At 58.8% G+C, this 20,406-nt stretch carries 17 protein-coding genes; 6 read left to right on the top strand and 11 right to left on the bottom strand.

The window, feature by feature from the left end; translation table 11 throughout:
- Nucleotides 1-4: 4 nt before the first annotated feature.
- A complete protein-coding gene (gene soxR / locus HUO12_RS06210; RefSeq protein ID WP_176272759.1) occupies nt 5-445 on the top strand; it encodes a redox-sensitive transcriptional activator SoxR in 441 nt (146 codons plus the stop codon).
- Between the two features lie 44 nt (nt 446-489).
- On the opposite strand, the gene HUO12_RS06205 is transcribed toward soxR, so the two are convergent.
- Complete coding sequence (locus HUO12_RS06205) at nt 490-762, bottom strand: metal-sensitive transcriptional regulator (RefSeq protein WP_176272758.1); 273 nt, start codon at nt 760-762, stop codon at nt 490-492.
- Between the two features lie 77 nt (nt 763-839).
- Between HUO12_RS06205 and HUO12_RS06200 the strand changes: the two genes are divergently transcribed.
- Complete coding sequence (locus HUO12_RS06200) at nt 840-2,540, top strand: copper resistance system multicopper oxidase (protein ID WP_176272757.1); 1,701 nt, start codon at nt 840-842, stop codon at nt 2,538-2,540.
- Nucleotides 2,537-3,586 (top strand): copper resistance protein B, encoded by a 1,050-nt coding sequence (locus HUO12_RS06195; protein ID WP_176272756.1) that lies wholly within the window; start codon nt 2,537-2,539, stop codon nt 3,584-3,586. The genes HUO12_RS06200 and HUO12_RS06195 overlap by 4 nt, the downstream gene beginning before the upstream one ends.
- Before the next feature lie 10 nt (nt 3,587-3,596).
- On the opposite strand, the gene HUO12_RS06190 is transcribed toward HUO12_RS06195, so the two are convergent.
- The 3 genes from HUO12_RS06190 to HUO12_RS06180 form a co-directional block, all read right to left on the bottom strand.
- Nucleotides 3,597-4,124 (bottom strand): SixA phosphatase family protein, encoded by a 528-nt coding sequence (locus HUO12_RS06190; RefSeq protein ID WP_176272755.1) that lies wholly within the window; start codon nt 4,122-4,124, stop codon nt 3,597-3,599.
- Nucleotides 4,125-4,135: 11 nt separating this feature from the next.
- Nucleotides 4,136-6,892 (bottom strand): ATP-dependent DNA helicase, encoded by a 2,757-nt coding sequence (locus tag HUO12_RS06185; protein WP_176272754.1) that lies wholly within the window; start codon nt 6,890-6,892, stop codon nt 4,136-4,138.
- Between the two features lie 64 nt (nt 6,893-6,956).
- Nucleotides 6,957-8,024 carry a transporter family protein gene (locus HUO12_RS06180; RefSeq protein ID WP_176272753.1) on the bottom strand — a complete coding sequence of 356 codons (1,068 nt, stop codon included), beginning with the start codon at nt 8,022-8,024 and terminating at the stop codon, nt 6,957-6,959.
- A gap of 545 nt (nt 8,025-8,569) precedes the next feature.
- On the opposite strand from HUO12_RS06180, the gene HUO12_RS06175 reads away from it, so the two are divergent.
- Nucleotides 8,570-10,204 carry a lysine--tRNA ligase gene (locus HUO12_RS06175; protein WP_176272752.1) on the top strand — a complete coding sequence of 545 codons (1,635 nt, stop codon included), beginning with the start codon at nt 8,570-8,572 and terminating at the stop codon, nt 10,202-10,204.
- A gap of 14 nt (nt 10,205-10,218) precedes the next feature.
- Here the strand turns inward: HUO12_RS06175 and HUO12_RS06170 are convergent, their stop codons facing one another.
- Nucleotides 10,219-10,887 (bottom strand): prolyl hydroxylase family protein, encoded by a 669-nt coding sequence (locus HUO12_RS06170; protein WP_176272751.1) that lies wholly within the window; start codon nt 10,885-10,887, stop codon nt 10,219-10,221.
- 116 nt (nt 10,888-11,003) lie between these two features.
- Nucleotides 11,004-12,083: an RcnB family protein gene (locus HUO12_RS06165; protein WP_176272750.1), complete on the bottom strand. Its 1,080-nt coding sequence runs from the start codon at nt 12,081-12,083 to the stop codon at nt 11,004-11,006.
- Between the two features lie 182 nt (nt 12,084-12,265).
- On the opposite strand from HUO12_RS06165, the gene HUO12_RS06160 reads away from it, so the two are divergent.
- Complete coding sequence (locus HUO12_RS06160) at nt 12,266-12,856, top strand: PNPOx family protein (protein ID WP_176272749.1); 591 nt, start codon at nt 12,266-12,268, stop codon at nt 12,854-12,856.
- A gap of 231 nt (nt 12,857-13,087) precedes the next feature.
- On the opposite strand, the gene HUO12_RS06155 is transcribed toward HUO12_RS06160, so the two are convergent.
- The 3 genes from HUO12_RS06155 to ettA all read right to left on the bottom strand — a co-directional run bounded on the left by HUO12_RS06155 (nt 13,088) and on the right by ettA (nt 16,264).
- Nucleotides 13,088-13,528, bottom strand: coding sequence for a ribose-phosphate pyrophosphokinase (locus tag HUO12_RS06155; RefSeq protein ID WP_176272748.1), 441 nt, complete (start codon nt 13,526-13,528; stop codon nt 13,088-13,090).
- An 81-nt stretch (nt 13,529-13,609) separates the two neighbouring features.
- Nucleotides 13,610-14,548: a hypothetical protein gene (locus HUO12_RS06150; protein WP_176272747.1), complete on the bottom strand. Its 939-nt coding sequence runs from the start codon at nt 14,546-14,548 to the stop codon at nt 13,610-13,612.
- A gap of 39 nt (nt 14,549-14,587) precedes the next feature.
- Nucleotides 14,588-16,264, bottom strand: a complete 1,677-nt coding sequence (ettA, locus tag HUO12_RS06145; RefSeq protein ID WP_176272746.1) for an energy-dependent translational throttle protein EttA — start codon at nt 16,262-16,264, stop codon at nt 14,588-14,590.
- A 188-nt stretch (nt 16,265-16,452) separates the two neighbouring features.
- Here ettA and HUO12_RS14660 point away from each other — a divergent pair, with 188 nt between their 5' ends.
- Nucleotides 16,453-17,661, top strand: a complete 1,209-nt coding sequence (locus HUO12_RS14660) for a GGDEF domain-containing protein (protein ID WP_176272745.1) — start codon at nt 16,453-16,455, stop codon at nt 17,659-17,661.
- Here HUO12_RS14660 and HUO12_RS06135 read toward each other — a convergent pair.
- Both HUO12_RS06135 and HUO12_RS06130 read right to left on the bottom strand, forming a co-directional pair.
- Complete coding sequence (locus HUO12_RS06135; protein ID WP_176272744.1) at nt 17,658-19,001, bottom strand: MATE family efflux transporter; 1,344 nt, start codon at nt 18,999-19,001, stop codon at nt 17,658-17,660. The two genes, HUO12_RS14660 and HUO12_RS06135, sit on opposite strands and share 4 nt — an antisense overlap.
- Complete coding sequence (locus tag HUO12_RS06130) at nt 18,998-20,404, bottom strand: FAD-dependent oxidoreductase (protein ID WP_176272743.1); 1,407 nt, start codon at nt 20,402-20,404, stop codon at nt 18,998-19,000. Before HUO12_RS06130 ends, HUO12_RS06135 begins: the two co-directional genes overlap by 4 nt.
- Nucleotides 20,405-20,406: the final 2 nt, after the last annotated feature.

Here is a 20,406-nt window from a genome sequence, read left to right as displayed (position 1 = left end):
TTTCATGAAAGCGAGTGATCTTCTGTCCATCGGAGAGCTGGCGCGGCGCACCGGCCTATCCGTCTCTGCGATCCGGTTCTACGAGGAGAAGGGGCTTGTGGAGGCGTGGCGCAGCGCGGGCAATCAACGGCGCTTTCTGCGCAGCGATATCAGGCGGTTGAGCTTTATTCTCATCGCGCAGCGCCTCGGCCTAGCGCTTGCGGATATAGAGGAAGAGCTCAAAAAGCTCCCGCAAGGCCGCACCCCCAATGCGCGCGATTGGCAAAAGATCAGTCGCTCGATCCGCTCCCTGCTTGATGCGAAGATCGCAGAACTGTCCCGCGTTCGCGAGACGCTCGATGGATGCATCGGGTGCGGCTGCCTGAGCCTCAAGAAATGCCAACTCTACAACAAGGAAGACCATTTGGCCGAGCAAGGTTCGGGGCCGAGGCAGGTGCTGGGTTGAATTCGATTAACGGCCTGATTCGCAATACAAAGCAAGTCGAGCCGCTATTTTCGCGTCCGCTCTAACAGGTCCACGAGTTCTTCAAATTTCTCGCGCTGCTCTGTTTCGTCGCCGCTTGCGATGGCTTCTGCCACGCAACAGGCCGCATGATCTTTCAGCACTTGGCTTTCGACTTTGACGAGTGCTGACTTGATCGCGGCGAGCTGGTTCAAAATTTCGATGCAATAGCGATCGTCCTCGACCATCTGAGCAACGCCGCGCACTTGGCCAGCTATACGATTGAGCCGGTTGATCTTGGCGGCTGACTGTTCCGACATCGCAATCTCACTCGGTTGAAATACCCTGCGGGGGTATATATACTCTCAGCTCCGCTGAGCCAAGAGATATCACGACAATGCCATTAATTTCCCGCCGCAATCTTATCACCAGTACTGCTGGACTGGCCGCTGCAGTTTCTTGGCCCATGCCCGCATGGGCCAAGGGAACCTCCCTTCCGCACGCGAAGAACGGATTTGGCGAGCTGTCGGGCGAAGACATCAATCTGACGATTGCCGACCATCACTTCATGTCCGGTGGTCGGGCGGGTCATGCTTTCGCGGTCAACGGAACCGTGCCCGGACCGCTTCTCCGCCTCCGCGAGGGACAGAATGTCCGCCTGCACGTCACCAATAAGCTGCGCGAGGACAGCTCGATCCATTGGCACGGCATGTTGCTTCCATTTCAGTTTGACGGCGTACCGGGCGTCAGCTTCCCCGGCATCAAACCAGGTGAAACCTTCACTTATGATTTCCCGGTCCGACAGAACGGGACCTATTGGTGGCACTCGCATTCGGGCTTGCAGGAACAGGCGGGGCACTACGGCCCGATCATCATCGAGAGCGCCGAGCCGGAGCCGCGCTATGACCGCGACTATGTCGTGCTACTCAGCGAGTTCACGCCGATCCATCCCCATGAAATCATGCGCAAGCTGAAAGTTGGCGAGCACCATTTCAATCGCAGCATGCAGACTGCAAGCGATGGAGCTATGTCCGGCGCTGATCGTCGCATGTGGGGTCAGATGCGGATGAACCCGCGCGATATCTCTGATGTGACGGGCTCGACCTACACTTACCTTATCAATGGCCACGGTCCCGCCGATGACTTGCAATTGGCCTTCCGTCCAGGCGAACGCGTGCGCCTGCGGGTCATTAACGGATCGGCCATGACCTTCTTCAATGTCCGCATTCCGGGCGTGCCGATGACTGTGATCCAGGCTGACGGGCAATATGTGGACGAGGTCGAGGTCGATGAATTCCAGATCGGGGTGGCGGAAACCTATGACGTGATCGTCGCGCCGCCAGATGGCAGTCATGCGATCGTCGCGGAAGCAATGGATCGGAGCGGTATGGGAGTTGCGAGCTTGACCAGCCGCAAGGGTCATATTGCGACACAGCCGCCGCTGCGTGAAACGCCCACACTAACCATGACCGATATGGGCATGATGGACCATTCAGCACATGCCGCGATGGGCCATGACATGGGCGACATGGATCACAGCATGCGCGACACCTCGAAACTGCCTGACGATGTGAATGTCGGCCCCGGTCTCGACATGGTTGCGCCGAGCCCAATGGATCGGATGAGCTTCCCGGGTCTTGGCCTCGATAACGTGCCGCATCGCGTGCTGCGCTACACCGATCTCAAGGCCAAGCATATGAATCCACATCGCGAAGTCGAGCGCGAGATGGAGATCCATCTTACCGGCAATATGGAACGCTACATGTGGAGCTTCGATGGCAAGAAGTTCACCGCTGTGACCGATGATCCGATCCGCTTTGGCTATGACGAGCGGGTGCGGGTCAAGCTCGTCAACCAGACGATGATGGCGCACCCGATCCACTTGCACGGCCATTTCTTCGAGATGGTCAACGGGGTGGACCATATGCACCAACCCTTGAAGCACACAATGGTGGTGCAGCCGGGCGGCACTGCGACGTTTGACCTAACCGCGAATGAGCCGGGGGACTGGGCATTCCACTGCCATCTGCTCTACCACATGCACGCTGGTATGATGCAGGTCGTGACCGTGCGTCCAGTCCCGGAAGACGCCGCGTGATCCGCGCGGTTCTCTTGGCATGCATGGTTTTCCTAGCGGCTCCTGCCGCTGCGCAGGAGATGGATCACTGCGCGATGGGGCATCTGCCGCCGGAGCAATGTCCGCCCAAAGACAGCGCGGCTGAGCACGACCACTCGAAGATGGCGCACTCACAGAAGGATCATTCCCAGCATCAAGCGCCGGATGCGGATGAAGCTGCTCCGGTCGATCATTCCCAAATGAACCACTCGCAGCATCAACAGACGGATCAATCAGCTCATGCGATGCCAATGGACAAGTCCGCTCCAGGTGCCGCACCGGAGGACGCCGTGCCGGCTCGAGCCTTCGAAGGTCCGCGTCATGCGGCCGACGCGATCTGGGGCGAACAGGCCATGGCGCCTTCGCGCGCACAGCTCGCCCGTGAAAACGGTGCGATGAAGACCGGCAAGGTCATGATCGAGCGGCTGGAAGCGCGCATTCCTATCGATGGCGGCGAAACAGGTTATGTCTGGGACGCGCAAGCTTGGTATGGCGGTGACATCAATCGGATCGTCTTCAAGACCGAGGGCGAAGGCGAATTCTCCGGCTCGCTCGAGAACGCTGAGGTGCAGGCGCTCTACAGCCGCGCGATCGGTCCGTTCTTCGATCTTCAAGCAGGGGTTCGTTTTGATCCTGAGCCTGACACGCGCACCCATGCTGTACTCGGAGTGCAAGGCCTTGCGCCCTATATGTTTCATGTCGATGGCGCTCTTTTCCTTTCCGACCGAGGCGATCTAACCGCACGGATCGAGGCCGAGTACGACCAGAAACTGACGCAGCAATTGATCCTGCAACCGCGCATCGAAGTGGAGATCAGCGTGCAGGACATACCCGAACGCGAAATCGGAGCGGGCATCACAAAGGTCGAGCCCGGCTTTCGACTTCGTTATGAATTTGTGCCGGAGTTCGCGCCCTATGTCGGCATCGAATATGAAGCGAAGCTGGGCGAGACGGCCGACATCGCGCGCGCCGTTGGCGAAGACCCCGACGGCTTCAGATTCATTTTAGGTCTGAGAGCCTGGTTCTAACCTCAGCCGATCAGTACTCAGGCCCTAGTTCCGGATCCAGATCGCGCGGGCGGGCGAAGTGAACAATCTTCGCGCAGCCTTCTTTCAGTTCGTCCCAGCTGTCGATGTCGCATTCCAGCACTGCAAAGGCAGCGGTTGGAAACTTGCGGGAGGCTTCGTCGAACAATTCGTTCTCGTCGCTTGGTGCGACAAGCTCGAAAAGTACTTCCTGAAGGCCAGGGTTATGGCCGACAACCAGCACTCGCTCTGCATCATCGGCTTGCGTTGCGACGGTCTCGAAAATCGTCTCCGCGCTTGCGAGATAGAGCCGCGCATCGAAAGTGACTTCGGCTTCGGGCAGAGCTGAGTCGATCGTGCGCTTCACCCGCTCGGCAGGGCTGGCCAGAACCGCGTCCCAATGGATCCCGTGATCGCGGATATGCTCACCAATCAGACCCGCACCTTTGCGTCCGCGATCGTTCAAGCCGCGATCGAAATCGCGCTTGGCCATATCGTCCCAGTCGGACTTGGCATGCCGCAAGAGGGCAAGAATTTTCACGGGCTTCTGTCTCACTGCTCGACTGAACCTCCACCAACAGGTTCGCCGGCAGGAGTAGCAGAGTTACTCGCGCCCGCAACTCCCTGTTCGACCCGTTTCAGTGCTTCATCGAGGGTGAGCCGCGTAACCGGCGTTCCCGGCGGGAAAGCGGACAGCAACCGGCTGGGGAAGGCGGAGGAAAGCACAACGAAATGCCCCGCATCGTCTTTGCTGCGGATGAGCCGTCCGAAGGCTTGCGCAAGGCGCGCGCGAATTATGCGATCATCATGTGCGGAGCCGCCATTCGCTGCGCGGCGCGCCTTGTGCAAGATGTCAGGCCGGGGCCATGGCACTTGCTCCATGACAACACAGCGCAGGCTTTCGCCCGGAACATCGACTCCGTCGCGCAAGGCGTCAGTGCCGAGCAGCGAAGCGCGCGGATCATCGCGGAAGATGTCCACTAGCGTTCCGGTGTCGATCGGATCGACGTGCTGCGCGTAGAGCGGTAATCCGGCACGAGCGAGCCGGTCGGCAATGCGTCCATGCACTGCGCGCATCCGGCGGATCGCTGTGAACAGGCCAAGCACGCCACCTTCTGCCGCTTCGATCAGCCGGGCATAGGCGCCCGCAAGTGCGGGCAGATCGCCTTTCTTGATGTCGGTGACGATCAGCACTTCAGCGCGGCTCGCATAGTCGAACGGGCTGTCTGCCGCTGACAGCAGCGGTTGAGTGTCCAAATATTGCGCACCGGAATGCGCCACTGCCGCTTCCCACGGATCGCTATCCGGCGCACGATCAGTCAACGTTGCACTGGTCAGCATCACGCCATGGGCAGGCTCAAGAACAACCTTGGCGAATGGCTTCATCGGGTCGAGCCAGCGCCTGTGAATACCGACATCGAACTCGCGCGCATCATTGCGCTCGACACTGAGCCAGTCGACGAACTCAGGGTCAAGCGGGCCACCAAGCCTTTCGAGCAGCGATTCCCACGCATTAAGCAGATCGATCCGCCAGCTAAGCGAGTGCCTTGCGCCTTCGATGCGCGCTCGGCCTTGTCCGTCGAGCCAGTCGGGCGCGTCGACCAGCACCGCCTCCAGCCGCATACCAAGCTTGATCAGCGGTGCCCGGATCGCGCCAAGCGCGGCCTGCGCATTGCCTGCTGCCTCGATCAATTCGCCGGGAAGACCGGACGCTTCGGTCTCAATGCCATAGCCCGCTTCCTGACCGCCACTTTCATCGCGGGCGTAGGTGGTGCTGCGCACTTGCGAGAGCAATGCTTCGACAGGCCCCGATGGTTCGTTTTCGTTGAGGCGTTGAAGCCAGCCATCGGAAGGCAGGGCATGCGCAGCTTCCACAGCGGCTTCGACCGCTTCGCCTGCCTCGTCATAGCTCGACACGTCAGCAAGCCGCGCCAGCAGTCCGCGTCTTCGCCCGCGATTGCCGCGTTCTGGCCCGATGATCCAGCGGCGCAGTTCGATGGCTTCTTGTCCGGAAAGAACGGCGGCGAAGGTCGAGTCCGCTGCCTCGAAAACGTGGTGGCCTTCGTCGAAGATGACGCGCGTCGGGCGCTGCGCATGGTCGCGCCCGCGCGCCGCGTTGACCATGACAAGCGCGTGATTGGCGATCACGAGATCAGCCTGCGAAGAGGCTCTGGAAGCGCGCTCGATGAAGCATTTGCGGTAATGCGGACAGCCTGCGTAGACGCATTCGCCACGCTGATCGGTAAGCGCTGTGATGCCGCGCTTTCTGAACAGCGTGCCGAGCCAGCCGGGCAAATCTCCGCCGATCATGTCGCCATCCTGGCTGTAGGCGGCCCAGCGCGCGACCAATTGCGCAAGAATGGCGGGGCGTCCAGCAAACCCACCTTGCAGTGCATCCTCCAGATTGAGCAAGCAAAGATAATTCTCCCGCCCCTTGCGCACGACCACGGGGCGTGATCCATCTGCGCGGTTCTCAGGCCAAGCGCGGCGGCTTTCCTGACGTAATTGGCGCTGCAAGTTCTTCGTGAAGGTCGAGACCCACACGGTGCCTTGCGAAGCCTCAGACCAGAGTGAGGCAGGCGCAAGATAGCCCAGCGTCTTGCCAATCCCTGTACCTGCTTGTGCCAGCAACACATGCGGCTGATCGCGCTTGTCCCGCGGTGCAAACATGCGCGCAGCATCTTTTGCATAGGCGCGCTGCCCGTCGCGCTTCTCCGCGCCAGCGCCGGTAAGGTCATCGAGCTGCATCTCGACGGCCTCTGGTGGCAATTCGACCTGTCGAGGCGCTGCACGTTCGGGCGTTTCCTCCCATTCGGGTAGTTTGGAGAACAGCCATTTCTCGGCCTTTTCGGGCTTGGCGACATGGGGCGTTATGACATTCGCCCATGGCCAACGCATCCGCACCAGCGATTGCAAGGCGGACCACGCACCTTCACGTTCGCGCCATGTGTCGCTTTCGCATGTGGCAATCAGCGAGCCTGCCGCAGCCTGAAGGAATTCAGGCACAGATTTGTCGCTCTCAGGCTCATCAAGCTCGAGTGCCTCTGCCAAGCCGCGCGGCGTCGGCACACAAAAGCGGGCCGGATGGATGAATGCGAACAGCTCAAGCAGATCGAGCCCGGAAAGATCAGGATATCCCAGCCGCGAAGCCACCAGCGGCGCGTTCAGAAGCAGCACGGGCGTATCCGCCGCTGCCATGATCGCATCGCCTTTGGAAACAGCTCCCGTGTTGCCATTAGGTGGCCTCAGCCAAGTACCGGAATGGCTGGCGTGAAGCGCGGGGAGTGGGAGCGGTGCAGGCACCGGCATTTGATGTGCGAGGCGGAACTTAATGTAAACATCCCGCCTCGCAATCTTCCTCAGAACTCAGGTTCTAAAGGCTCTTTTGCAATCCGATCGTAAACGTCCAATCGGTCGGCATCTGAGGTCCGTTAAGGTCCTGCACTACTGGTACGCCCAGTTCCACACCGAGACGCCATGTCGCCAGCGGTCCATGGGCCGCAACAAAGTTGAGGCCAGCAAATGCCGTCAAGCTTTCTCCGCCATGGAATTCTGGATTTGCGGTCTGTACAGGGCCGATGATCTGCGGATCTATGCCGTCAATGGAACCCTTGGTTTCCGCCTGTAGCCGGCCGGAGAAGGCAACGCCTTGTGTAATCGAGTGTGCCAACCAAGCTGTCGCCATAGCCTTGTCGCCATGGGCGTAACCTGCATCATTATCGCCTAACCGGATCACGCCCTTGATCTGTGCCCCCCAGCCCCAATCCTTGGTCTGGCGGCGATAGGTTAAACCTGGTTCCAAGTCCCAAGTGCCCGATCCCAATTGCATGGGGTAAGGCAAACGAACGGTTGGCGTGCCGCCCATTGGCGTCAGGATATCGTCTGTTTTGCTGATCGATCCTGTCGGACTCGAGATACCAGCATTGAAATGTACGTCATCGCTTAACCCAATCAACGCGCTGAACTTGGTGTCGCCAAACCCTGCGGGCGAAGTCTGGAAATTGCCGAGCAGCGTCGTGCCCATTCCGCCTTGATAGGTGATGTGATCCATCTCTTTGGTCACATAATTCGCCATGACCATGAGGGTAACGCTATCGGATAACCCATACATCACTCCAGCCATATGCATGTCCATGCGCATCTCGGTTGGAACAATCCGCAAGGTCGGCGGCTGCATAGGCATTCCGGCAAAGCGATTGGGGATCGTAGTTGCCACAGTGTCTGGATCGACGTCATCGTTTCCAATCTGCACGCCGCCCATATCCATGTGCATCAGGCGATAGCTGATCATCCACTCGCCTTCTCCATGACGATGATCGCCCATCACACCGATAGGTGCATGGTCCAGCGCATCAACTTCGTGTGCATTGGCTGGCGCGCTGATTGCAGCGCAGCCAAGCGCGAAGGCAGCCGAACCGGCCGCCCAGTTAACGGTTTTCATGATAATTTCCCTTTCGAATCTGTTGTGAGCTCAAGAGGCTTCAGATCCTGAAGGGTGGTCCAGTGGCTTCGTAAGCTGGATAGGGGGATCGTGTCGCAAGTGTGCGAATTGCTTCCGGAGCTGGCTCACCGGGAGAGAGCGCAGCCATGCTCAACGGACTGATTGCTGGTGGTAGGGTCGGTCCGCAGGCGGAACAACATGGGTTTGCGTGATTGTCTTCCCCGTGAGCGTCATGCGTCCCATTTGAGGCGTTCTGCATCATCGCATGACTAGAATGGTTGGCATGCTCTGCATGGTGTTCATGCGAAACCGTCGCTTGTCGGTGCGCGCCTTCACTCCAGCAGCAGGGCGCCCCCATAGTGACCCGCAGCAACAAGGCTGCGAGCAAAGCGACCAACAAAACTGGGTTGTTCCACGATGTCATCGAGAATTCCCTGACAGCCCGTACGCGCGCTCTCAAGTGCGTTTCTGTCGAACGCTTTTGCAGAATTTGCGAACAACATCTTGCTTGCCTTGCTCGGCTGCTTGCGCAAGAGGCTTCCCCCATGAGCATGAACGAACTGATGGACGCTGCACGGGTGAACAAGGCTTGGCCTTTTCAAGAGGCTCAGCGCTTGCTCAAGCGCTATCCGGACGGGGCGAAACCGGACGGCTCGCCGATTCTGTTCGAGACCGGCTATGGCCCCTCAGGCCTGCCACATATCGGTACGTTCCAGGAAGTGCTGCGCACGACGCTTGTCCGCCGCGCATTCGAAGCGGTCATCGGAGCCAAGCCCGAGGATGGAAAGACGCGACTGGTTGCGTTTTCAGACGATATGGACGGCCTGCGCAAGGTGCCGGACAATGTTCCCAATCAGGATATGCTCACGACTCATCTGCACAAGGCGCTTTCGCGTATTCCCGATCCGTTCGATGCGGGGCATGAGAGCTTTGCTGCGCACAACAATGCCAAACTGCGCGAATTCCTCGACCGTTTCGGCTTCGATTACGAGTTCATCGCGGCCAACGATATGTACAATTCGGGCCGGTTCGATGATGCGCTGAAGCAAGTGCTGCGCAAGAACCAGGACATACTCGACATCATGCTGCCGACCCTGCGCGAAGAGCGGCGGCAGACCTATTCACCAGTATTGCCAATCTCGCCAGTGAGCGGTCATGTGCTGCAAGTGCCGGTCGAAGTTGTCGATGCCGAAGCAGGAATCGTGCGGTTTACTGACGAAGACGGCTCCACAGTCGAGCAATCCGCGCTGGGCGGGATGTCCAAGCTGCAATGGAAAGTCGATTGGGCGATGCGCTGGTATGCGCTCGGCGTCGATTATGAGATGTATGGCAAGGATCTCACCGATAGCGGGGTGCAGTCCGGTCGCATCGTGAAGGCACTAGGTGGTCGCAAGCCGGAAGGCCTCATCTACGAAATGTTCCTCGACGAGAATGGCGAGAAGATATCCAAGTCGAAGGGCAACGGCCTCTCGATCGAAGAGTGGCTGACCTATGGCAGCGAAGAGAGCCTGGGCTTCTACATCTTCCCAAATCCCAAGAGCGCCAAACAACTGCATGTCGGCGTAATCCCGCGCGCGGTCGACGACTATTGGCAGTTCCGAGAACGCATTGCGGAACAGCCGCTCGACAAGCAATTAGGCAATCCGGTTTGGCACTTGCTGCGCGCCAATGGCGGGTTTGATGCGACAGAAGCACCGGGTGCGGGTGAAAGCTTGCCCGTGACTTACGGCCTGCTCTTGAACCTGGTTGGTGTGTTAGGAGCAGAGGCTGACCGCGAAGCTGTCTGGTCCTACCTCGCCAATTACGTCGAGGATGCAGACCCGGCCAAGCATCCGGAGCTCGATGTGCTGGTTGGTACAGCGCTCGCGTATAACCGCGATTTTGTGGCGCCGACGCTCAAGAAGCGAGCCCCGGCAGCGAATGAAGCAGCGGCATTACGTGCGCTTGATGCAGTGCTGGCGGACATTGATCCGGCGATCTCGGCGGAAGATATCCAGACTGAAGTCTACGAGATCGGCAAGCGCGAAGAATTCGGATTCGCCTCCCTTCGCGATTGGTTCCGCGCGCTCTACGAAACGCTGCTCGGCTCTGAACAAGGGCCCCGCATGGGTAGCTTCATTGCACTCTACGGCATCGAGAACAGCCGCAAGCTGATCGCAGAGGCGCTCGCCAAATCCTGAATATGGGCCGTCGCTTAGCGGTGTTTCCTCGTGCGGTACCACTTGGTGATGATGTACTTGGTGCCTTTCGCTACAGGTGTGCCTGCATGAATAGTGTCGGGGTTGGGCGTGCCATCGGGCAGGGCATTATTCCAAACGAGCAAAACGCCGGGCTTGGGTTCGATCTTGATGCCTATTTCTGTGAAATGCGTTTCACCGCCTTCTTCGACATCATTCAGGAACACCATTGCCGTCCAGCAGCGTTGCCCGCCGCGTTTTTGCTCCAGCTTCCAATAGTCCTGGCTCGTGTAAAACCAGTCATTATGCGGCTTGAACTCCTGCCCCGGCAGATAGCGCTGGCCTTGCACCGCTTCACCGTTCTCACTCGGCAACCCGAGCACGTCATCAATCCGCCGCGAGATCCCCATGACAAAACTGTCCCACGGATCGAGATCGCCGGAATAGGAAGTTCGAAAGCCGCTCGCATAGCTCTCTTCATGAAGTGTGCTGGGCTTGGCGATTGCGTCAATCATCTCACATAGCCGCTCGCATTCGCTGGCACTCAGGAAGTCGCCAATCGCAAACAGATCAGCTTTGTCCGTCGGCACTTTGTAAGCCCGCTCATCAGCCTCCAGCCGCTCGCGCACCGCTTTGCCGACGCGGGCAAGAGCGTCCTTGTCAGGGATGATGTCAGTCTTCGCCATATTTGCCTATATGGGCTAGCAATTGCGCAGTGCCGCCTCAAGCAAAAGCCCCCGCCCGGTTAGACCGAGCAGGGGCTGGTAGGAAAGTCTGGTAATCGGGCCTTTCGGCTGCTAGCTTACCAGAAGAAGTCGTAGATCACATCGCGGACTTCACCAGTGTAAATGTTCACCAGCAGCACATCGTCATAGTAGCGCACCCAGCGATAGGGGCCGTAGACGTCGGGCAAGCGATAGTGCCACGGATCGTTGATCCAGTACCGGCTGCCGAAGAACAGATGGTCGAGATAGAACCCGATCCGGATCCGGCTGTAATTGTGATAGCGATAGGGCGAGTAATACCGGCCCGGGCGGAACACATTCCGATGCGCGCGGCGATGGCCGTACCAGTTATACCGGCTGTGACTGCGCCAACGGCGGTGATCCCAGCGACGGTAATCGCGGCGATAGTCACCCCGGCCCCAATAGCGGCGGTCACGGTGCACATGACGCCTGCCATCACGGTAACCACTGCGGCGACCGTCGCGGTATCCATCACGCCGACCATCACGATAGGCCGAGCGGCGCTCGTAGCGGTCACTGCGGCGATCCGCGCGGCGACCGTCACGATATCCGTCACGATAGGTCCGGTCGCGATAAGTGCCATTGCGGCGGCCATCACGGTAAGTCCGGTCGGCCCGGCGTTCGCCACGACGTTCCGTCCGGCGGTCATCGCGGCGTTCTACGCGACGTTCCGTGCGCCGATCGAAGCGGCGATCATCGCGGCGTTCTACCCGACGCTCGGTCCGGCGATCTTCACGGCGTTCCGTGCGCCGATCGAAACGGCGATCATCGCGGCGTTCGACCCGACGCTCACCACGCCGATCCGTTCTGCGTTCAACTGGCTGCGTTACTTCCCGACGACGCTCAACCCGGCGCTCCGTGCGACGGTCGTCTCTGCGTTCTGTCCGACGTTCAGTGCGTCGATCGCCGCGGCGTTCTGAGCGTCGATCACCGCGGCGCTCAATGCGGCGATCAATGTTGCGGCGGTCCTGTCTCGCTTCACGAATACGCTGGCCGCGATTGTTAGGGCGCTCGCTCCGTTCCGGGCGTTCAGCCCCACGGTTCTGCGCTTCAGCAGGGGCCGGGGCTGCGGTAAAGGCTAGGGCTGCCGCAATCGCAGCAAACGCGCTTCCTTTCAAAAACTGGCTGGTCAACATGCCTTGGTTCCTCTGATTGCCGCCCCACCACCTGCGGTCATGTTTGATGAATCGGGTTTTAGGGACGACGGGCTGAGTCCTAGCTGAACCGTGTAGTTAGCCTCCCGTTCATATTTATGGGATGTTTTCTGAATCACCGATCCGGATTGACACAGAGGCCCATGAGAGGGATGGCGGCGCCCATGTTTGACACTCTCGATGATGTCCGCGCTGACATTGCCCGCCGACTGACCCGCGCGGCAAAAGACCGCAAAAACCCGATGCACACGCCTGTGATTGCGACCGCTGATGCCGATGCGCGGGTGATGGTCCTGCGCGACTTTGATAGCGATACGTGGAGCCTGCGGTTCCACACGGATAGCCGCGCGCCCAAGTGCAAGGCGATTGGCGAGAGCGGCTCGCCCATTGCAGTCCTCGGCTATGACAAGCCGCAAAAAGTCCAGCTGCGACTTCGCGGGGAAGGGCGGATCGTGCGCGAGGGCGAGGAAGTGGATACGGCCTGGGCTGCAAGCACCAATTTCGCGCGGCGTTGCTATTTGGGCGAGGGACCGGGCAGCGCTTCTGACGCGCCGACTTCCGGCCTGCCTGGCGAGTATGAAGGGGTGGAGCCTTCGGACGAGGTTTTGACACCAGCGCGCGAGAACTTCGCGATATTGAAGATCGAACTGCGCGAGCTCGACTGGTTCTATCTGGCGCATACCGGCCATGTTCGCGCACAGTTTTCGCGCGCCGGGAAAGGCGAAGAATGGCAGGGACGCTGGGTTTCGCCTTGATTGCGCGGGCTTGAGCGGGCTTTTGCGCGAATCCAACAAACTTGACAGTGTCACCTACAAAAAGCGCGCTTTTTGAGCTGTTCTTGTGTGATTACAGGTATTTGCCAACTCCAACAAAGTTGACACCTTTCCTATTTTAGGAAAACTCGCGGCGAGCGGTGGGATCGACAGTAAGAAAGAACCGCTGGCGAGGGTAACGGCGGATGCCCGTGTAGGAAACGGCTCGCGGCGCTATGCCTGATCCGGCTTGTCGCGCCAGTGAGCGAAGGCGCGGCGCTGCTCCTTGCGGATCAGCTTTGCGGCCTCCGCACCTGTCCAGTCGCCATTGTGTTTGAGCCTCTCGGCATTGCCGACCCACCAGCCTTGACCGGGCAAGCGGTCGCTTTCGCGTACAACCAGCACCGCAAGGCCGGGTTCGCCATTGGCGCGGCCGCTCTCGTCGATGGCGTCGAGTGTCTTGCACAGCGCGCGCATCTTGGGCCGCGTGAAGCGGTGACCTAACATTCCGAGTATCTCGGAATAGCTTAACGCGCGCGCCTCCCTGGCTGCAGCGATCAGCAATTCGCGAACGCAGGTTGTATCCGCAATGTCGCCGGGCGATGACGGCTCGACGATCCCTTCGGCCTCAAGCCATTCGGATATGGTGCGGTCAAATTTGGAGGAGGTGGGCATATGCCCTCTCTACACCGTTCGTGCCGAGCTTGTCGAAGCACGGCAACTCGCTATCAGCTTAAGTTTGGCCGAGATGTCATCTCAGGCTTGATTTCCCCCTCCCGATGGATTCCCTGCCAAGGCGTCTAATCTGGAGGTAAGACTGTCAGAATGGAATTTCAGTTGAAGATATTCCCGCCTCGTAAAGGTTTCGGAGAGCTTAGGCTTGCGCCCTTTGAAAAAGAGCGTGTCTCGCGAATAAGCTTGGGTAGTCTGATTAATACGGTCGATCACCCAATTGGGCGCACTAAGCGATGCAAAGTTCGGCTGAGGTCGTCCACGGTTTGCGGTCGAGAAGTAGATGCATAGGTTCGGGGTCAAAGGAACATACGCTCGACCGGTGATACTACCTGATAGAAGTCCTGGAATTACCGAGTCCAGAAACCCATCTCCAAAGATGAAGTTTTTCGTTTTGGCGTGCAGAGCGACGAAATACTGCAATGACAACAAGCCATTGTTACAAAGTGCCTTCGCCTGCAAAAACCTATGGTACATGTTGAGCTTTCCGATGTCTTCGTTGGCGGGCAAACCGTAGGATTTCGGAATGTTTTCTAGCCTCCAGCGGCAAGCGGGGCTGCGCGTGAGAAGAGAGATCATCAGTAAGAGCAAATCACGATGAGATGTTTCGTCGAGCGTGTAGTAATTGCACGCTGCCTCGCTCATCATCTCGCCATTAAAGACTGATCGAATTGTCCGCGGCCAATCCGATATGTGGTTGCCTGGCGCTGGTAGGTCAAAGGCTTTCTTCACGATTGAATGGACTTTGCCGTCAATTTCAAATTCTGGCTCGAAGTTCATTTCCCACACGCCCTGCTTCAGGCGCATTGTGTGACCATGTCTTTTCTTAGCAATTTGACGGTTGTGGAATTTCTTACATCCAACAATCCCATCCGGATCGATTGATTTTACGACACCTTTGTGGTCGGCCCAGTATGATTGGAGACCGACTGGCCACCAATGATGCTTTTTTGAACTTGCCACCTATCGGACCATAGTCACACAAGTTGACCGTTTAGAGCCTCACCGCGTCAGCTTTTTATACGCCAGTCTCGTCGGCCGATCAGCTGCATCGCCCAGACGCCGCCGCTTGTCTTCCTCGTAAGCCTCGAAGTTGCCTTCGAACCATTCGACGTGTGAGTTCCCTTCAAACGCCAGGATATGCGTCGCCAGACGGTCCAGGAAGAAGCGGTCGTGCGAGATCACCACAGCGCAGCCGGCGAAATTCTCGATCGCATCTTCCAGCGCGCCCAGCGTTTCCACGTCGAGGTCGTTGGTCGGCTCGTCCAGCAGCAACACATTGCCGCCTTGCTTGAGCATCTTCGCCATGTGCACGCGGTTGCGCTCCCCGCCCGAAAGCTTTCCGACATTCTTCTGCTGGTCCGCGCCTTTGAAGTTGAACGCACCCACATAAGCGCGGGTCGAGGTGTCGTGGCCGTTGACCTGCATGTAATCGAGCCCGTCGGAGATTTCCTCCCAGACATTGTTCTTCGGATTGAGGTCGTCGCGCGACTGATCGACATAGCCCAGATGCACCGTGTCGCCGATTTCGATTGAGCCGGTATCAGGTGTTTCCTGCCCTGTGATCATGCGGAACAGCGTGGATTTACCCGCGCCGTTCGGACCGATCACGCCGACAATACCGCCGGGGGGCAGCATGAAAGAGAGGTTTTCGAAGAGCAGCTTGTCGCCATAGGCCTTCGAGATGTTTTTCGCCTCGATGACCTTGCCGCCAAGGCGTTCCGGCACCTGAATGACGATCTGCGCCTTGCCGGGCGCGCGTCCGGCCTGAGCTTCCTGCAGCTCCTCGAACTTGCGGATACGCGCTTTTGACTTGGTCTGGCGTGCGGCAGGGGTCTGGCGGATCCATTCCAGTTCGCGGCTGAGCGCTTTCTGCTTGCCCGATTCCTCGCGGCTTTCCTGCTCCAGACGCTTGGCTTTCTTCTCGAGATAGGTCGAGTAATTGCCTTCATACGGGTAGTATGTGCCGCGATCGAGTTCGAGGATCCACTCCACCACATTGTCGAGGAAGTAGCGGTCGTGGGTGATCATCAGCACGGCGCCAGCATATTCCTTGAGGTGGTTCTCAAGCCATTCGACGGATTCGGCATCCAGGTGGTTGGTCGGCTCGTCCAGCAGCAGGATTGACGGCTTCTGGATCAGCAGACGGGTGAGCGCGACGCGGCGCTTCTCACCGCCGGAAAGGTTATCGACCGGCATGTCCGAAGGCGGGCAGCGCAGCGCCTCCATCGCAATCTCGAGCTGGTTGTCGAGCGTCCAGCCGTCCACTGCATCGATCTCTTCTTGAAGCGTGCCCATTTCCATCATCAGATCGTCGAAATCGTCGCGATCCGGATCGCCCATTAGCCCCGTGATTTCGTTGAAACGGTCAACCTTGTCCGCAATCTCGCGCGCGCCGTCTTTCACGTTTTCCAGCACGTTTTTCGACGTATCGAGCTCAGGCTCCTGTGGGAGATAGCCCACGGTGATGTTCTCACCCGGCCATGCTTCGCCCGAAAAATCGGTGTCGATGCCCGCCATGATCTTCATCAGGGTCGATTTGCCGGCCCCGTTGGGACCAACGATACCAATCTTAGCGCCTTGATAAAATTGAAGATTAATGTTCGAAAGCACAGGCTTTTGAGCTCCGGGGAAGCTCTTCGTCATGCCTTTCATCACATAGGCGTATTGCGCGGCCATGGGGCGGGTCCTTCAAGTCTGAATCTGTTTGAGAATTACAGGGGCCAGATAGGGTGTGAGAGCGGCAAGGGCAAGCAACCTCTCGTCGAGGATTAAAAGCCCGAAATTCGCAGCACTTTTCAGGCCCCTTATCAGCCTGTTAACTACGCGCAGGCTATGCCGTTTCTTGGATCGAAACGGGGAACACGGTGTCTAGCCAGATTCTGGGGCTTTTTGTCCCATCCATCACGCTTATTCTCGCAGGAGCGTTCGCAGCGCTCTGGCTGCGCATGCGTGATGCACGGCACGTCCTAGCCTTTTCTGGCACATACATGCTGGTCGGCTTGGGTTTCCTGCTGTTCCACTATGCCGCCGCGCCCACCAATATCCCGGCGATGATTGCAGTTCACACACTGTATTCGGTCGCAGGCATTATGATGTTCTGGGGGCTCTATCACCGCGTCGGCCTGTATGCTCCGATCCGACTGTTTGCTGTTATCCAGGCGATCACAGCGGTGTTAATGTCAGTCTCGATTGTTGGCGATGACATGCGCCCATGGCTCTATTCTGCCAATGTCGGCCATGGACTGATATTTGCACTTGCCGCGCGTGACCTCATGCAGCTTGGGATCCGCACGAGCATCGACAAGGTTATCGTTTGGGTTGTCGGGATTTGCTCGGCAATGTTTTTCGCGCGACCGGTCCTCTCCATCATTGTGACGCAGCGCATGACAGTCGAAGTCTACAAGTCCTCAGACTATTATGCATTGCTTATGGTGGCGGTAGGTGTGCTCACGCTGGCGCTTGCCATGTCTATTGTCGCAGCGGTGCTTCAGGACCAGATGAGCATGGTTCGCGAGGATTCAGAAAACGACCACCTGACCGGCCTCAAGATGCGCCGTGCATTTGAACAATCTGCAATGGACATGATTGATCGCGGCACGCGCAAGAATGTGCCTGTCAGCATGATCGTGGCAGATATAGATCACTTCAAGCAAGTGAACGACATTTGGGGTCACCAGTCGGGTGACCGCGCGATTGTCGCTTTTGGCAAGCTGATCCAGCGCATGGTGCGCGCAGACGACGTTTGCGGCCGCATCGGCGGCGAAGAATTCTGTATCATGATCTGGAATTGCGAGCTTGATCCGGCGGAGCGTCTGGCCGAGCGGGTCCGCGAAGCCTTTGCTGCGATGCCCCATGACGGGATCAACAGTGATGTGCGGCTGACAGCTAGCTTTGGTGTCGCAACATGCCGTCCACAGGAAGGCTTTGGCAAGCTGTTCGCGCGCGCAGATGCAGCGCTTTATCGGGCGAAGGAGGCCGGGCGGAACCAGGTGCTGGCTGATCGGCGAGAGGAAAAGCGTGAACCGATGGCAGAGAATGCGGCTGCTGCTCTCGCTACTGACGAAGCGGCTTAATCCGCGAAACTTGCTCGCATGCGCGCGGGGATTATCGCTGCTTGCAGGATTGCGCGCACGGCGAGGAATAGCACGAAGCTTCCCCACAACCCTGCGTTACCAAGCGGCCAGCTGAGCCATAACGATAGCGCGAAGACGATTGCTGCACCGATCATCGAAGCGAGCATCGCGCGGGTCCAGCTTGCCCCCACAAAAACACCATCGAAGACAAAGCTCGCGACCCCGGCAAACGGGATGATGACCAGCCAGATTGCTTGCGCTTGCGCTTCGCGCGCGACTTCAGGGGTCGCTGCAAAGCTTGCAAGGATCGGGTCAGCAAGCAAAGCGAAGCCAAGCGCGACGACGCCGGCCACGGCAAGGCCGCGCCACAGGATCGCGCGGATATAGGCTGCAAAGCCTTGCCTATCCTTTGCGCCCAGCCGCTCACCATTGAGGACTTGTGCTGCGTTCTCGAACCCGTCGAGCAGCAAGGCGGTCAGCACGAACATCTGGTAGAGAATGCCATTGGCGGCGAGCACATCGGGACCGCGCTCGGCGGACAGGCGCGTAAGGGCAGCTAGCGCCAGCATCAGCACGACCGTGCGCAAGAACAGGTCGCGATTGGTGCTGAGGAACGGCTTGATCGCTTGCCATTTAAGGATGGCACTATTGGTCAGCGATGCCCAGATGTCGCGCGCAGCGGAACCTCGCATGACGAGGGTAAGCAGTACGACGAGCTTCGCATATTCCGCGATGAAGCTCGACCAGCCAATGCCTGCAATTCCCCAGTCGAGGATCAGCGTAAGCCAGTAGCCAAGGCTGACATTGAGCACGTTGTAAGCGACTTCGATCCAGAGCACGGCGACCATCTGCCGCCGCCCGATAAGAAAGCCCATCAGAGCAAGGTTGAGCATGACGCCCGGCGCACTCCAATACCGGATCACAGCATATGTACGGGCAGCCTCGAGAACCTTGCCTTCCGCACCGAGCGCGCTCAGCAGGGCAGGGAGAAGCACAGGCTTTGCCAGCATCAGGCCAAGCGCAATCGCAAGGCCGATCGCCAGTCCGCGCGCGAGGAGCTCGGCCTGCGCTTTCTCACCCTCACGTGTGCCTGCCTGTGCGACCAGTCCGGTTGTGCCTGTCTTCAAGAAGTTCATGACGACAAACAGCATGGCGAACAGCCGCGCGCCGATATCGACAGCGCCTTGCGTTGGCGCGTCGTTCAATTGTCCAACGATCCACATATCGCCAAGCCCGATCAGTGCGGTGGCGACATTGGTGAGCATGGCGGGCAGAGCAATCGCCCAGATCGCGCGTGTGTCGAGCGCCGCACCGGGCGGTTGGCTCGCCGTTTGGCTCAAGCGGAAATGGCCTGCTTGGACGCGCGCTCTGCGGCACCCATTCCTGCGAGCCTGCCAAGCGTCACAGCCGTGCAGAGGCCCATGGCGGGCATGTAACCCCAATGGCTTGGGCCGGAGACTGCGCGCGCGCTACCGCCGCCGGCGAAGAGGCCGGGGATCACGCTGCCATCTTCGCGCAGGACTCGCGCATGCCCGTCAATCTGCAAGCCCCCTTGGGTGTGATAAAGCGCGCCGGTCACCTTGAGTGCTCTTAGGCCCTTTTCCGGCACGTGGCATTCACTCCAGTCGCGGCCCATTGCGTCGCGATTGCCAGTCTCTTTTGCCCGGTCGATTATCTGGAACTCTCGGTCCAAGGCCTTGTGCGGCACGCCTATCGCTTTAGCGAGCGCCTTAACGCTGTTCGCTGTCCGCGGCGCATTGAGGCGGATAAGTTCGGCCATCTCGGTTGTGTAGAGGCAGGTCGCTTCGATCGTTTCATCATAGACCACCCAGACATATCCGCGGGGCTGTGCGAGCACTTCCAGCATCATGCCAGCAATATCGAGACTCTCGTCAACGAACCGCTCGCCATTTGTGTTGATGAGCACGCCGCCTTCAATGAGAGGCAGGGGCGGGACGGTAATGCCTTGCGGATCGGTTAGCATCGCATAGCCTTGATATGACCCCATATCGCCGACCGCTGCGCCAAGCTTTTGCCCTAAGACAATCGCATCGCCGTGGCTGCCTTCGTGGCCGTTATAGCGCGCATTGGCGAGCTCAGGCATGTGCTTTACGACAAGCTCTGCGTTTGCGGCGAAGCCTCCGCAGGCGAGCACCAGCGCTTCACAGCCAAATTCTTCGCGGCTCCCATCTGGCTGCGTTATAGCAATGCCACTGACCGCGCCGCGCTCGTCTGTAAAGATATTGCTCAGCCTGCAGCCCAGCATCACGTCGACACCATGATCGTCGAGCCGTCTGTGCATCAGCCCGAGCAGATCTTCGCCGCCATGCCCGGGCCAGCCATGCACGCGGTATCGCGAATTGCCGTAAGAAGGCTTGAAGCCGAGGTCGAGCGCGAACGGAATATCGCAATGCTCGGTTAGCCAGTCGATCGTCGGGCCGGAATTGTCAGCTAGCGCGCGTGCAATTACCGGATCAGTTTCGCCCTTGGTCTTTGTCATGATGTCATCAAAGAGCACGTCGGGACTGTCTTCGATATCAGCAGCAGCCTGAGCTTTCGTGCCAGCCGCCGCGATCAGGCCTTGCGACATGGACGTCGTGCCATAAGGGTGCGGGTCCTGCTCGATCAGCAGAACTTCAGCACCGCCTGCCTTTGCCGCCAATGCGGCCGTTGCTCCACACGCGCCTCCACCCACGACAACCACTGGAATGCAATAGTCGAACGATGAAAGTTGTCTGGACATTT

It is taken from the genome of Altererythrobacter lutimaris, from assembly GCF_013371495.1.
In the GTDB taxonomy this organism is placed as follows: Bacteria; Pseudomonadota; Alphaproteobacteria; order Sphingomonadales; family Sphingomonadaceae; genus Erythrobacter; species Erythrobacter lutimaris_A.
Note: the sequence above shows the minus strand (reverse complement) of the source record. Positions and strands in the feature narration are given on the sequence as shown.

What these genes read in the sequence shown, in the direction of transcription:
- soxR (WP_176272759.1), top strand. Translation starts at nt 5, where the DNA reads ATGAAAGCGAGTGATCTTCTGTCCATCGGAGAGCTGGCGCGGCGCACC.
- HUO12_RS06205 (WP_176272758.1), bottom strand. Translation starts at nt 762, where the DNA reads ATGTCGGAACAGTCAGCCGCCAAGATCAACCGGCTCAATCGTATAGCT.
- HUO12_RS06200 (WP_176272757.1), top strand. Translation starts at nt 840, where the DNA reads ATGCCATTAATTTCCCGCCGCAATCTTATCACCAGTACTGCTGGACTG.
- HUO12_RS06185 (WP_176272754.1), bottom strand. Translation starts at nt 6,892, where the DNA reads ATGCCGGTGCCTGCACCGCTCCCACTCCCCGCGCTTCACGCCAGCCAT.
- HUO12_RS06180 (WP_176272753.1), bottom strand. Translation starts at nt 8,024, where the DNA reads ATGAAAACCGTTAACTGGGCGGCCGGTTCGGCTGCCTTCGCGCTTGGC.
- HUO12_RS06175 (WP_176272752.1), top strand. Translation starts at nt 8,570, where the DNA reads ATGAGCATGAACGAACTGATGGACGCTGCACGGGTGAACAAGGCTTGG.
- HUO12_RS06170 (WP_176272751.1), bottom strand. Translation starts at nt 10,887, where the DNA reads ATGGCGAAGACTGACATCATCCCTGACAAGGACGCTCTTGCCCGCGTC.
- HUO12_RS06165 (WP_176272750.1), bottom strand. Translation starts at nt 12,083, where the DNA reads ATGTTGACCAGCCAGTTTTTGAAAGGAAGCGCGTTTGCTGCGATTGCG.
- HUO12_RS06160 (WP_176272749.1), top strand. Translation starts at nt 12,266, where the DNA reads ATGTTTGACACTCTCGATGATGTCCGCGCTGACATTGCCCGCCGACTG.
- HUO12_RS06155 (WP_176272748.1), bottom strand. Translation starts at nt 13,528, where the DNA reads ATGCCCACCTCCTCCAAATTTGACCGCACCATATCCGAATGGCTTGAG.
- ettA (WP_176272746.1), bottom strand. Translation starts at nt 16,264, where the DNA reads ATGGCCGCGCAATACGCCTATGTGATGAAAGGCATGACGAAGAGCTTC.
- HUO12_RS06130 (WP_176272743.1), bottom strand. Translation starts at nt 20,404, where the DNA reads ATGTCCAGACAACTTTCATCGTTCGACTATTGCATTCCAGTGGTTGTC.